The 13,702-nt window shown below is 64.3% G+C and carries 11 protein-coding genes; 6 read left to right on the top strand and 5 right to left on the bottom strand.

Annotated elements, in window-relative coordinates; genetic code table 11:
- Window positions 1–104 precede the first annotated feature (104 nt).
- From EOB59_RS17505 to EOB59_RS17490, 4 genes are all read right to left on the bottom strand, one after another.
- Window positions 105–836 carry an SDR family oxidoreductase gene (locus tag EOB59_RS17505; RefSeq protein WP_127808421.1) on the bottom strand — a complete coding sequence of 244 codons (732 nt, stop codon included), beginning with the start codon at window positions 834–836 and terminating at the stop codon, window positions 105–107.
- A gap of 183 nt (window positions 837–1,019) precedes the next feature.
- Window positions 1,020–3,392: an aldehyde dehydrogenase family protein gene (locus tag EOB59_RS17500; protein WP_128288883.1), complete on the bottom strand. Its 2,373-nt coding sequence runs from the start codon at window positions 3,390–3,392 to the stop codon at window positions 1,020–1,022.
- 71 nt (window positions 3,393–3,463) lie between these two features.
- Entirely contained in the window at window positions 3,464–4,513 is a 1,050-nt protein-coding gene (gene deoC, locus EOB59_RS17495) for a deoxyribose-phosphate aldolase (protein WP_127380899.1), read from the bottom strand.
- A 152-nt stretch (window positions 4,514–4,665) separates the two neighbouring features.
- Window positions 4,666–5,493, bottom strand: coding sequence for a ferredoxin--NADP reductase (locus tag EOB59_RS17490; RefSeq protein WP_127380900.1), 828 nt, complete (start codon window positions 5,491–5,493; stop codon window positions 4,666–4,668).
- Between the two features lie 220 nt (window positions 5,494–5,713).
- Between EOB59_RS17490 and EOB59_RS17485 the strand changes: the two genes are divergently transcribed.
- The 4 genes from EOB59_RS17485 to EOB59_RS17470 all read left to right on the top strand — a co-directional run bounded on the left by EOB59_RS17485 (window position 5,714) and on the right by EOB59_RS17470 (window position 11,644).
- Entirely contained in the window at window positions 5,714–7,798 is a 2,085-nt protein-coding gene (locus EOB59_RS17485; protein WP_128288882.1) for a hydantoinase/oxoprolinase family protein, read from the top strand.
- Between the two features lies 1 nt (window position 7,799).
- Window positions 7,800–9,557, top strand: a complete 1,758-nt coding sequence (locus EOB59_RS17480) for a hydantoinase B/oxoprolinase family protein (protein WP_127320872.1) — start codon at window positions 7,800–7,802, stop codon at window positions 9,555–9,557.
- A gap of 125 nt (window positions 9,558–9,682) precedes the next feature.
- A complete protein-coding gene (locus EOB59_RS17475; protein WP_127808418.1) occupies window positions 9,683–10,459 on the top strand; it encodes an ABC transporter substrate-binding protein in 777 nt (258 codons plus the stop codon).
- A 69-nt stretch (window positions 10,460–10,528) separates the two neighbouring features.
- Window positions 10,529–11,644, top strand: coding sequence for an aminomethyltransferase family protein (locus EOB59_RS17470; RefSeq protein ID WP_245481820.1), 1,116 nt, complete (start codon window positions 10,529–10,531; stop codon window positions 11,642–11,644).
- A gap of 89 nt (window positions 11,645–11,733) precedes the next feature.
- Here EOB59_RS17470 and hpaR read toward each other — a convergent pair whose 3' ends face one another.
- Window positions 11,734–12,129 (bottom strand): homoprotocatechuate degradation operon regulator HpaR, encoded by a 396-nt coding sequence (hpaR, locus tag EOB59_RS17465; RefSeq protein ID WP_127276380.1) that lies wholly within the window; start codon window positions 12,127–12,129, stop codon window positions 11,734–11,736.
- Window positions 12,130–12,342: 213 nt separating this feature from the next.
- On the opposite strand from hpaR, the gene EOB59_RS17460 reads away from it, so the two are divergent.
- Both EOB59_RS17460 and EOB59_RS17455 read left to right on the top strand, forming a co-directional pair.
- On the top strand, window positions 12,343–12,729 hold the full coding sequence (locus tag EOB59_RS17460; protein ID WP_127808416.1) for a 5-carboxymethyl-2-hydroxymuconate Delta-isomerase: 387 nt from the start codon (window positions 12,343–12,345) through the stop codon (window positions 12,727–12,729).
- An 11-nt stretch (window positions 12,730–12,740) separates the two neighbouring features.
- Window positions 12,741–13,702: aldehyde dehydrogenase family protein (locus tag EOB59_RS17455; protein WP_128288881.1), on the top strand; the 962-nt coding region annotated here is incomplete at its 3' end.

The raw sequence follows: 13,702 nt of genomic DNA, 5'->3' as shown, positions 1-13,702 counted from the left end.
GATCGCCATACAAGATAGCCGGCGCGCGGGATTTTCAGACTCTTCGATCCCCTGTCAAACGCCGGGAAAGGGCCAGATCGTCCGGCTCGGCAAGATTTCCGCAGTCAGATCGACCAGCCGCCATCGATATTGTAGGCCTGCCCTGACGTATAGGTGGCGCCGGCCAGATAGACGGCGAGATCCGCGATCTCCTCCGGCGTGCCGAGCCGGCCCATCGGCTGGCGGGCGATGAAGGCTGCGCGGGCGGCATCGTAGTCGCCTTGCGCGTGCATGCGGTCCTGCAGCGACGGGCTCTCGACCGTGCCGGGGCAGATGGCGTTGCAGCGTATACCCTTGCCGACATAGTCGGCGGCGATCGCCTTGGTCAGGCCGATGACGGCGGCCTTGGTCAGGCCATAGACGAAGCGGTTGGGCACGCCCTTGGTCGAACTGGCCAGCGAGGCCATGTTGATGATCGATCCGTCGCCGCGTTCCAGCATGCCGGGCAGCACGGCCCGGCTGGTGCGGATCATGGCGCGCACATTGAGGTTCAGCGCGAAATCGAGGTCGCCGTCCTTCATCTCCAGGATCGAGCCCGCATGGACGAAACCGGCGCAATTGAACAGCACGTCGACGACATCGATCTCGGCAAAGGCGGCGTTGACGGCTTCGTCGTTGAGTACGTCCAGCTTGCGGGTCTTGATCCCCGGCGTCCTGGCGAGTTCCGCCAGCAGTGCCTCGTTGATGTCGGTGGCGTGGACGATGGCGCCAGCTTTTGCGAACGCCAGTGCGCTCGCCTTGCCGATGCCTTGCGCCGCTGCCGTGACGACAACGACCTTGCCTGCCAGATCCGCCATGCTGTTCTCCTCGTCCGCTGGGATAGTCCGGGTCTACCTGCGGCTGGCCAAGGCGTCATGTGCCAGTCACGCGTGATCGTGCAGCCTGCGCCGCTGACCGTTCACTGATAAAGATGTTTTTTCTCGTTAAAGAACATCTGTCCGTGCGTCAACCCCGAACCGTCTCAACGGCGCGGCGGGACATCAATCGCCGTAAGGCACCCAGACATTCTTGACCTCGACGGCGCGGCGCAGGAAGGCGTCGCCGGCGGCTTCGTCGGATGCCCAGTCGAGGCTGCGGCCATTGCCGCTCCAGACGCGCTTGAGGTTGCCGATGGACTCTGCCTCCGCCTTGGCGCAGGTCTCTGCGTCGGCGAACACCCAGAGCCCGTCGACATCGTCATGCTTGGCCAGCACGCCGGCGAGTTCGGCGCTGCGACCGGTGACGATGTTGATGGCGCCTGAGGGAATGTCGGAATATTCGATGACCTGGTAGAGATCGGTCGCCAGCAGCGGGTAGCGCTCCGACGGCACCGCGACCACGGTGTTGCCCATGGCCAGAGCCGGTGCGACCAGCGATATCAGGCCGAGCAGCGGCGAGCTATCGGGGGCGACGATGCCGACGACGCCGACCGGTTCATGAAGCGCCAGCGTCACGGCACGCGCCGGCGGCTGGTGCACGCGGCCCTCGAACTTGTCGGCCAGACCGGCATAGAGGAACAGCCGTTCGATGGATTGTTCCACCTCTTCCCGCGCGGCCTTGGGCGTAGCGCCGGTCAATTCGGTGAGACGGGCGGCGAACTCGCCGGCACGGCCGGAAAGATTCTCGCCCAGATAATAGAGCACCTGGGACCTGTTATAGGCGGTCGCCTCCGGCCAGGCCTTGGCACCGCGGGCGGCAGAGACGGCATCGCGGATATCCTTGCGGCTGCCGAGCCCAACCTCGCCGGCAAGCTTGCCCTTGGCGGTGGCGATGGCGAGCGAATAATTGCCATCCGGCCGTACCTGCTTGCCGCCGATGAACAGCTTTGCGGTGCGGTCGATCGTGTCGCCGTCCGGCTGCTCGACTGGCTGTGCGGAGGTCGTCGCCGGCTTGATGACCGGGCCGAGCGGCAGCTTTGCCGTGAGATATTCGAACATGCCCTCGCGCCCGCCCTCGCGGCCGAAACCGCTCTCGCGGTAGCCGCCGAAGCCGCAGGCGGCGTCGAACATGTTGGTGCCGTTGACCCAGACCACGCCGGCCTTCAATTGCGGCGCGACGTGCAAAGCAAGGTTGACGTTCTCGCTCCACACCGAGGCGGCGAGCCCGTAGCGCGTGTTGTTGGCTAGCTCGATCGCTTCCTCGGTGTTGCGGAAGGTCATGGTCGCCAGAACAGGGCCGAACACCTCTTCTTGTGCCAATATGTTAGCCGGCGAAACACCTGTGGCGAGCGTCGGCAGATGGTAGTAGCCGGAAGACGGCAGCGCCGCATCCGGCTGCCAGCAGACGGCGCCCTGCCTGGCACCTTCGGCAACCAGGCCCTTGACGCGGTCAAGCTGGGTCAAGTCGACCAGCGGGCCGATATCGGTGTTCTTGTCGAGCGGGCTGCCGACGCGCAGCCGGCTCATCCGCGTCTTGACCTTGGCGATCAGGGCGTCGGCTATGCCTTCCTGCACCAGCAGGCGCGAGCCGGCGCAGCAGACCTGGCCCTGGTTGAACCAGATACCATCGACCAGGCCTTCGACGGCGCTGTCGAGATCGGCGTCCTCGAAGACGATGAAGGCCGACTTGCCGCCGAGCTCGAGAGACAGTTTCTTGCCCGAGCCGGCGGTCGCCTTGCGGATGATCTTGCCGACCTCGGAAGAGCCGGTGAAGGCGATCTTCTGGACGCCGGGATGGTTGACGATGGCGACGCCGGCCTCAGGGCCGCCCTGGACGATGTTGACGACGCCTTTCGGCACGCCGGCGCGCTCGCAGATCTCGGCAAACAGGATTGATGTCAGCGGCGTGAACTCGGCCGGCTTCAGCACCACGGTGCAGCCGGCGGCGAGCGCCGGCGCGATCTTCCAGGCCAGCATCAGCAGCGGAAAGTTCCACGGGATGATCTGGCCGACCACGCCGACACCCCTGTGGCCGGGGAAATCCTTGTCCAGCGCCTGCGCCCAACCGGCATGGTGTATGAAGTGGCGGATCGCCAGCGGCACGTCGATGTCGCGGCTTTCGCGGATCGGCTTGCCATTGTCGATGGTCTCCAGCACCGCGAACAGGCGCTGGTGACGCTGCATGGCGCGGCCGATGGCATAAAGCACCTTGGCGCGCTGATAACCCGAGGCTGCCGACCACTTCGGCAGCGCCTTGGTGGCCGCCGCAACCGCCGCGTCGATGTCGACGGCGTTGGCGTCGGATATCTTGGCCAGCAGCTTGCCGGAAGACGGCTCGCTGGTTTCGAATGTCTTGCCGCCGGACGCGGCTTTCCAGTCGCCGCCGATGAACAGCGCCCTGCCGAAATCGCGCGCGGCAAGCCAGGCGTCGGCCTCGTTGCGGGCTTCCGGCGCCGGGCCGTATTCCATGGCGTGGTAGCGGTCGAGAATGTTCATTGGGCGCCTCCTTCACCCCTCCCACTTGTGGGAGGGTCGATCGGCTTGCCGATCGGGTGGGGGTAAATCTCTCAAGCCATCGCGTGGCGATGATTGGCCGAATAGTGTCCGGTCAGATGGTGCTCGAGCTGGCGCTCGATGTCGGTCAAGAGGCTCGACGCACCGAAGCGGAACAGGTCTGGCTCCAGCCATGGCCGGCCGAGCTCTTCCTTCATCAGCACCAGCCAGTCGAGCGAGGCCTTGGCGGTAGAAATGCCGCCGGCCGGCTTGAAGCCGATGAGATAGCCGGTTTCCTCGAAATAGGCCCTGATGGCGCGCACCATGGCGAGGCCGACGGGCAGCGTCGCATTGACGCTTTCCTTGCCGGTCGAGGTCTTGATGAAGTCGGCGCCTGCCATCATCGCCACCATCGAGGCCAGCATGACATTGCGCAGCGTGGCGAGGTCGCCGGTGCCGAGGATGACCTTCAGATGCGCGTCACCGCAAGCGGCGCGCATCGAGACGATCTCGTTGTAAAGCTCCCGCCACTTGGCCCCGAACACCAGGCCGCGCGGGATGACGACGTCGATCTCGTCGGCGCCGTCGCGGACCGAGGCCTCGATCTCCTGCAGGCGGGTCGACAGCGGCGTAAGGCCATGCGGGAAGGCGGTGGAAACGGCGGCGACATGGATGCCGGTGCCGCGCACCGCATCGACGGCGGTGGCAACGAAGGGATGGTAGACGCAGACGGCGGCCGGGCGGATGGTTTCACCTGATATGCCGAGGCCCTCGACGATGTCGCGGCGGAACGGATTGATCGCCTTGGCGCAGAGCCGACGCACACGCTCCTCGGTATCGTTGGAATTCAGCGTCGTCAAATCCATGCAGGCGACGGCGCGCAGCAGCCAGGCCGCCTGGTTGTCGGCCTTTATCGAGCGCCGCTTGGTCAGGCTGGCGACGCGCCGTTCCAGCGCCGAGCGATTGACGCTGCGCACCGATTCCATGAAGCCGAGGTCGAGCTTCATGCCTGGATTGCGCGCAATGCGATGGTCCGGGGGAACGGCTGTGTTGGCGGCGGCACGCGCGGGCAGCGGCGTCACCTTGGACGAGCCGACATCGGCTTCGCGGATTGTGCTGCTCATCTCCTGCCCTTTCATTCAGCGACGTGTGCCGAAGATAGCCCGTGAAGCCGTACTTCACGAGTCCTGCGGGCGGTCATAACCGAAAAAGGCGGCGAAAGCAGCAATTTTTGACCGTGCGGTCAAAAACATAGACTTCGAGATGTTGGTGCGTCTCAGCCGACGAAGGCGCGCTCGACGACAAAAGTCGCTGGATGGCTCAGCGACCCTTCCTCGAAGCCAAGGCTTTCGGCCAGTTCCTTGACGTCCTTCAGCATATGCATCGAGCCGCAGATCATGATGCGGTCGGTTTCCGGGCTGAGCTTGTCGATGCCGAGATCGCTGTAGAACTTGCCGGAGCCGATCAGCGCGGTGATGCGGCCCATGCGCGCTGAGTCCTCGCGGGTCGTCGAATTGTAGAGCGTGACGCGTCCAGTGGTCAGTTCGCCGATCAGCGGGTCGCTTTCCAACGCCGCGACCAGCTCCTGGCCGTAGGTGAGTTCCGCATTGTCGCGGCAGGTATGGGTCAGGATCAGCTGATCGAACTTGTCGTAGGTGTCGGGGTCGCGCAGCAGGCTGGCGAAAGGCGCGATGCCGGTGCCGGTCGAGATCATGAACAGCCGCTTGGCCGGCGTCAGCGCGTCGACCACCAGCGTGCCGGTCGACTTCTGGCGCATGATAACCGTATCGCCGACCTGGATCTTCTGCAGTTCGGAGGTCAGCGGACCGTCCGGCACCTTGATCGAGAAGAATTCCAGCTCCTCGTCCCAGGCCGGGCTCGCCACCGAATAGGCGCGGTACACCGGCTTCTCGGCATTGGGCAGGCCGATCATGACGAACTCGCCGGAGCGGAAGCGCAGCGACTGCGGACGGGTGATGCGGAACGAGAACAGCCGATCGGTATAGTGCTTCACCGAGACGACGGTTTCGGCATAGACGTTGGCCGGAATCGGGAACTGCAGCGGTCGGGCGCCGACGGTGTTGAGAGCGGATGTGGTGTTCATCAAAACCAACCTTCTGGCCCAACCGTGGACGCGGGCGCCAAACTTTCACCTGCACGCCCGGACCATTCAGATCCCGGCGGGCTGTTCGCACACTGCAAAGCGGCAAGCTCTTGTGTCCGGAATTTATTAGTATACAAACGATATTTGCGTCAAGATGCTCCCTTAAAACAGCTTTCCAAACTGGCGCATATCCGTAGTCCGCGCATTTCGGGTTTCGACGATGGAAGAGAATATTTCGGCGCAAGCGCGCAATTCCCGGGGAAATGTCGTCGCCGGTATCGATGTCGGCGGCACCTTCACCGACCTGCTCCTGATCGACGGAAGCGACGGCGGCCGGGTGTATCTGGCCAAGACGCCGACCACGGTGGACAACCAGGCTTTCGGTGTGGTTTCGGCACTCGGCGCCACCGGATTTGCCATCGATAGCATCGACCTCATCGTGCATGGCACGACCACCACCACCAATGCGGTGCTCGAACGCCGGCTGGCGAAAACCGGCATGATCACCACGCGCGGTTTTCGCGACGTGATCGAACTGGGCCGGCGCACGCGGCCGCAGGCCTATGGCATGACCGGCAGCTTCGTGCCGATCATTCCGCGCAATCTCAGGCTCGAAGTCTCGGAGCGCGTCGAAGCATCGGGCGCGGTGCGCACGCCGCTCGACGAGACCGAGATGCGCGACGCAGTGCAGACGCTGATAGCGGCCGGTTGCGAATCCCTGGTCATCCATTTCCTGCATTCCTACGCCAACCCGGCACATGAGCGGCGCGCCGTCGAAATCGCCACCGAACTCTGGCCGAACGGCTACATCACGGCAGGCCATGCGCTGCTGTCGGAAGCGCGCGAATTCGAACGCGGCGTGACCGCTTCGGTCAACGCCTCCGTGCAGCCGATCCTCGAGCGCTACGTCGAGCGGCTGCGCAAGGAATTGGGCGCGAAAGGCTATGCCCGCGACTTCCTGATCATGAACGGCAATGGCGGCATGATCTCGGCCCGCTTCGTCACACGTGAATCGGCCAAGACGGTCATGTCCGGCCCGGCCTCCGGCGTCATCGCCGCCGCCTACACGGGAAAACGCGCCGGCTTCGAAAACCTCGTCACCTATGACATGGGCGGCACCTCGACCGACGTGGCGCTGATCCGCAATGCCGAGCCGGCAGTCTCGAACGAGATCGAGATCGAATATGCGATGCCGATCCATGTGCCGATGGTGGCGGTGCACACGGTCGGCGCCGGCGGCGGCTCGATCGCCCGCGTCGATGCGGCCGGCCTGATCCAGATCGGTCCGGAAAGTGCCGGCGCCAATCCCGGCCCGATCTGCTACGGACGCGGCGGTCTCGAGCCGACCATCACCGACGCCAATCTGGTGCTCGGCCGGCTGGCGCCGAAGAAGCTGCTGGCGGTCCAAAATCCCGTCACATCAGAGCGCGTCACCGGCATTTTCGAAGACAAGATAGGCAAGGCGACCGGCCTGTCCGGCGTCGAGGCGGCGGGCGCGGTGCTGCGGCTCGGCAACATGAAGATGGCGGGCGCCATCCGCATGGTCTCGGTGTCGCGCGGCCATGACCCTCGTGATTTCGCGCTGTTCGCCTTTGGCGGGGCCGGCCCGCTGCACGCAACGGCCCTGGCGCGCGAACTCGGCCTGCCCCGGGTGCTGGTACCGGCGCGTCCGGGCATCACCAACGCACTTGGCTGCGTTGTCGCCGACCTGCGCCATGACTTCGTCAACACCATCAACCAGCCGGTGGCGGTGCTCGACGAAACTCAGCTTCATACTGTATTGGAACGCCACCGGAACGAAGGCGAAGAGCTGATCGGCAAGGAAGCGGTGAAGCCGGAGACGATCCGCGTCACGCACTCCGCCGACATGCAGTTTGTCGGCCAGACCCACATCATCAACGTGCCGCTGCCGTCCTCATCGGTGACGCGGGCAACGCTGCAGCAGCTTTTCGAAAAGGCCTATTTTGCCCGCTTCAAGGTCGAACTGCCGGAAATCCGCGCCAACCTCGTCAATCTCAACACCTCGGTGACGGGCGTCCGCCCGTCGATAGACCTGTCGCGCCTGATCGACCCGGCTGGGCGCGCAACAACGCTCGACGAGGCGCGGCGCGAGATCCGGCCGGTCTGGTACAGCGGACGCTGGCACGACACGCCGGTATACGCGCGCGAAAAACTGCCGCTCGACGCTGAAATCGAAGGGCCGGCGATCCTCGAACAGATGGACGCCACCACCGTGCTCGAGCCCGGCGACCGCGCACGCAGCGACGCCGACGGCAACATCATCATCGACATTGGCGAGGCCTGAGATGCCAAATCTTGATAGGGCAAAGCTCGACGCCATCACCCTTTCGGTCCTGCAGGCGGCACTGCAGCAGGTCTGCGACGAGATGGACCTGACCTTCTCGCGCGCCGCCTTCTCGCCTGTCATCGCCGAGGCCAATGACCGCTCCGACGGCATCTATTCGGCCGTCGATGGTTCGCTGATCGCGCAAGGCAGCCAGGGCCTGCCGGTGTTCGTCGGCGTCATGCAATATTCGACCAGGACGGTGATCGAGATGATCGCCGATGGCCGCTGCTTGGCCCCGGAGCCGGGCGACATCTACATCGTCAACGATCCCTATCTCGGCGGCACGCATCTGATGGATGTGCGCTTTGCCATGCCGGTCTACCGGGACGGCAAGATTTTCTGCTGGCTGTCCAATACCGGCCATTGGCCTGACATTGGCGGCTCGGTGCCGGGGGGATTTTCAGCCTCGGCGACTGCCGTGGAGCAGGAAGGCCTGCGACTGCCGCCCGTAAAACTGTTCAAGAAGGGCGTGCTCGATCCGGAGATCTACGCCATCATCTGCTCCAACATCCGTGTCGCCGACCAGCGCATCGGCGACATCCGCGCCCAGGCTGCGGCACTGCTGATCGGTCAGGACAGGCTCAATGGGATCCTGGATCGTTACGGTGATGAAACGGTTGTCGAGGCGATCGCCGAACTGCGCCGCCGCGCGGCCGAGCAGATGCGCGCCAACATCTCAGCCATTCCCGACGGCACCTACCATTCCAAGGCGTTTGTCGATTCCGATGGGGTGGTCAACGAGCCGCTGACCATCGCGCTCGCGGTGGAGAAACAGGGCAATACGCTGACCTTCGATTTCACCGGCTCGTCAAAGCCCTGCGCCGGGCCGATGAACAGTGTGCTGGCGACGACCTTGTCGTCGGTCTATCTCGCCATGCGCCACATTTTCCCTGATGTGCCGATCAGCGCCGGTGCCTTCGAACCGCTTGAAGTCAAGCGGCCGGAAGGCACTTTCCTCGACGCCAGATATCCACGCCCGGTCTCGGGCTGCGCGGCTGAAGTGTCGCAGCGCATCGCCGAAGCGGTGTTCGCGGCGATGGTGCAGGCGTTGCCGGACAAGGTGACGGCGGCGCCCGCCGGCTCCAGCGGCAATTTCGCGCTCGGCGGCAACGACCCGGCGCGCGGCCGCGATTACGTCATGTACCAGATCTCCGGCGGCGGTTACGGCGGAAATTCAGGCCATGACGGACTGACCAATGGCTGCTCGACCATCGGCATTTCCAAATCGCCGCCGGTCGAGATCATGGAACAGGCATTCCCGGTGCTCTACCGCCACTATGCCTTGCGCGAAGGTTCAGGCGGCGCCGGCAAGCATCGCGGCGGTTTCGGCCTCGCCTATGAGGTCGAAATCCTGCGCGGCGACGCCCGTGCTTCTTTCGTCATGGATCACGGCCGTTTCGGCCCCCAAGGCGCACTCGGCGGCAGGGATGGCGCGGTCAACATGGTGACCGTCTTCCGCAACGGCGAGGAACATGTACCGCCGCATTTGTCCAAGGAGCAGGACATCGCGCTCAAGGCCGGCGACCGCGTGCGTGTCGGCACGCCGGGCGGTGGCGGCTACGGCGATCCGCTGCAGCGCGATCCGGATCTGGTGCTGCGCGACGTGGCGTTGGGTTACTATACGGTCGAGGAAGCCAACGAAAAATTTGGCGTTGTCCTCTCGGCAGGCGAACTCGGCATCGACCGGACAGCGACGAACAAGCAGCGCGCCGGCTAACGCACGACCAATCGTGAGGGCTTGGTCCGCTCGCCGCGCCGCGATCGCCGCAGCGCATGTCGTTTCCGTCTCCGCCGGGATCATGAAAGCCCGTAGACTTCCCGCTTTCAACGGGGAACTCGAACATGCGTCTTTTCGGTCGTTCCGTGCTTGCCGCTTCCGTCGCTCTCACCCTTGCCACGGGCGCCGCCTCCGCCCAGGACAAAAAACTCAGGATCGGCACCGAGGGCGCCTATCCGCCCTTCAATTACGCCAGTGCCGACGGCACGCTGGGCGGCTTCGACATCGACTTGGGGAAGGCGCTGTGCGCCGAGATGAAGGCCGAGTGCGAGTTCAGCGTGCAGGATTTCGATGGTTCCATACCGGCGCTGCAGGCCGGCAAGTTCGACGCCATCATCAACATCACCATCACGCCCGAGCGGGCCGAGAAGATCGAGTTCACCCACAAATACTACCAGACGCCGCCGGCCATCGCCGTACCGAAGGATTCGACCATATCAGGCACCTCGCCGGACGATCTGAAAGGCAAGGCGCTCGGCGTGCAGGCCGCGACCATACACCAGAAATTCGCCGACCAGAAATATGCAGGCTCGACGGTCAAGGCCTATCCGACGGGCGACGATGCCCGCACCGACATGGCCAATGGCCGCCTCGACGCGATGATGGACGGCTCGATCATCCTGACCGAGTGGTTGAAGAAGCCAGACGGCGCCTGCTGCAAGCTGCTCGGCACGCTGACGGCCGATCCGGCCATACACGGCCCCGGCGTCGGCATCGCCCTGCAGAAGGGCAACAAGGAGTTGGCCGACAAGCTCAATGCGGCCATCGACGCGCTGCGCGCCAATGGCAAGTACAAGGAAATCAACGACAAATACTTTTCCTTCGACGTCTACGGCAGCTGAGAACGACAACAAATGCCTTCCGGCAGCGCTGCCTGGCGCTGCCGTTTTTCATGAACGATGGAGATTTCCTTGGCTGAGCGGCGTTCCCCTTTCTACAGCAGCATCGTCGGGCTGGGCGCGACCATGGGTCGTGTCGGGGGCGATTTCATCTCGGCCAAAACTTATTCCGGCATTGCCGACGAGCACCTGAACACCCGCAGGAATGTCGGCGTGCAGGATCTCAGCACGATGGGCAAGATGGATATCAAGGGGCCGGAGGCCGAGGCGCTGGTCAACCATGTCATCGTCAATAATGCCGCTGCCATGAAACCGGGCCAGGTCCGCTATTCCACGGTCTGCCGCGAGGATGGCGGCATCATGGACGACCTCACCGTGTTTCGGTTGGGCCCGGAGCACTTCATGCTGGTGACCGGCTCGGTCAACCGCCTGAAGATGCTGCCCTGGCTGCAGCATCACGCTCAGGGCCGCAAGGCCTATGTCACCGACATCACGGCGGCCATCGCCTTCCCGACCATCCAGGGTCCGCGCTCGCGCGAACTGCTGAAAGCGTTGATCGCGGATGCCGATCTGGATGGACTGAAGCGCTGGTCGTTCACGTCGGGCCATATCAACGGCACGAGAGTACTGATCTCGCGCACCGGCGTCACCGGCGAACTCGGCTTCGAACTGTTCGTGCCGGCCGACGAGGCGGCCTCTCTCTGGGACGCGCTGATGCGCACCGGCCGTGACTTTGGCCTGAAACCCTATGGCGTGCTGGCGATGTTCACGCTGGGCCTGGAAAAGGCCTATCCGGCGCACGGCATCGACATGGACGAGACCCGCACCCCGTTCCATGTCGGCCTCGACCGCTGGATCAAGTTCGACAAGGGCGATTTCATCGGCCGCGAAGCTTTGCTCAAGGTTCGCGACAAGGGCCTCGACGAGCAATGGGTCGGACTGATCCTCGACGGCGACAAGCCGGCCGCGGCCGATGCCAGGATTCTGGCCGATGGCGAGGACGCCGGCATCGTCACCTACAGCGACCACGGCTATTCCCTCGGCAAGGTGCTGGCCACCGCGCATCTGCGGCTGCCGTTCACGGCTGTCGGCACCGAATTGAGCATTGATATCGGTGGTAAGCCGACGCGTGCGGTGGCGGCGCCGATACCCTTCTTCGATCCGGAAGGGGCGAGGTTGCGAGGTTAGCTGACCCCCATCGGGTGTTTCGGCCATTCCCAAGGTATGCGGGCCGTCAACCCAAGCGACCGTCGAAACTTCCGCGGTAGCCGGAACGATCAGCTCTCGCCGTCGATCAGCGTCTCCAGCAGATCGAGCAACTGCTCGAGCTTTTCGTGGCCGAAGCGCTGTTCGATGTCGTCATAAATGACGCGACGCTCCGGCGACAGGGCGTCGATCAGGGCGGAACCGGCGGGCGCAATGGTTAGAACGACGCGTCGGCCGTCGCCTTCGGCCTTGTTGCGGGTGATGAATTTGCGGCCCTCGAGCGCCTTGATGATGCGCGTCAGGCTGGGCGGCAAAACCGAGGCGCGGTCGGCGAGTTCCGTCGCCTCGACCGGGCCGGCTTCGCTCAGCACGCGCAGCACGCGCCATTGCTGTTCGGTCACGTCATGCGCCGCAAGCATCGGCCGAAACCGCGCCATCACCGCTTCGCGGGCATGAAGCAGCGCCATCGGCAGGGAACGACGGGTGTTTTCAGGCAGCAAGAAAAGAGCCTCCCACGCTTGCGATCGAAAACAGGCCTTCCCTCAGCCGAATCCGCCTGCCAGGGCCCGTTGCTGCCATCCCGTATCGTTGCGCCAAGGCCGATGCAAGACTTGACTTCGTCGGCGCTGCATGTAATTAACGCGTTAACTACAACAAAAGCAATAGACCAGGGAAACGCCGTGCCACACTTTTCCATCGAGTATTCAGCCAATCTCGATGCCAGGGTCGACATGGGCGAATTGTGCGCGCTGGTGTTGCGCACCGTGCTGGACACCGGGCTGTTCGAGACCGGCGCCGTGCGAGTGCGGGCCTTTCGCGCCGAGGCTTACGCGATGGCCGACAGTCTGCCGGAAAACGCCTTTCTCGACATGTCGTTCCGCATCGGCACCGGCCGCAGCCCTGATGAGAAGAAGCGGACCGGCGAGGCCGTCTTCGCGGCGGTGAGCGAATACCTTGCCACCCTGTTCGAGACCCCGCATTTCGCCCTGTCGCTCGAAATCCGGGAAATCGACCCGGAGCTGAGTTGGAAGAGAAACGCAATCCACCCGCGACTGCGCGGCAAGTGACGGAACCCGATATGTCCGACCTGCAAGGCAATCTGAACAAGGCCGAGGCCTATCTGGCCCGCTTCAAGCGCGACGGCGTGTTGAACCAGATCGGCGGCGAGGCGGTACCGGCGCTCGACGGCGCGACGTTCGAAACGCTGTCGCCGGTCGACCTGAAGCCGCTGGCAAGCGTCGCGCGCGGCGGAGCCGCCGACATCGACCGCGCCGCCAGGGCAGCCAAGGCTGCGTTTCCGGCCTGGGCCGCCATGCCGGGCGAAGCGCGCAAGAAGCTGCTGCACAGAATCGCCGACGCGATCGAGGCGCGTGCCGAGGAGATAGCCTTCGTCGAATGCATGGATACCGGCCAGGCGCTGAAGTTCATGGCCAAGGCGGCGTTGCGGGGTGCCGAGAATTTCCGCTTCTTCGCCGACCGTGCACCCGAAGCCCGAGACGGCGAGACGCTGCGGACGTCCGGCCAGGTCAACATCACGACGCGCGTTCCGATCGGCCCGGTCGGCATCATCACGCCGTGGAACACGCCGTTCATGCTGTCGACCTGGAAGATCGCACCGGCGCTGGCGGCCGGCTGCACCGTGGTTCATAAGCCGGCTGAATTCTCGCCGCTGACCGCCCGCCTGCTGGTCGAGATCGCCGAGGAGGCCGGCCTGCCGAAGGGTGTCTGGAACCTGGTCAACGGCCTGGGTGAAGATGCCGGCAAGGCGTTGACCGAGCATCCCGACATCAAGGCGATCGGCTTTGTCGGCGAGAGCCGCACCGGCTCGATGATCGTGAAACAAGGCGCCGACACGCTGAAGCGCGTGCATTTCGAGCTTGGCGGCAAGAACCCGGTGATCGTCTTTGCCGACGCTGATCTCGAGCGCGCCGCCGACGCCGCCGTATTCATGATCTATTCGCTGAATGGCGAACGCTGCACCTCGTCGTCGCGGCTGCTGGTCGAAGCCTCGATATATGAAAGCTTCACCGCCAAAGTCGC

This window comes from Mesorhizobium sp. M7A.F.Ca.MR.176.00.0.0 (genome assembly GCF_004023165.1).
Lineage (GTDB): Bacteria > Pseudomonadota > Alphaproteobacteria > Rhizobiales > Rhizobiaceae > Mesorhizobium.
Note: the sequence above shows the minus strand (reverse complement) of the source record. Positions and strands in the feature narration are given on the sequence as shown.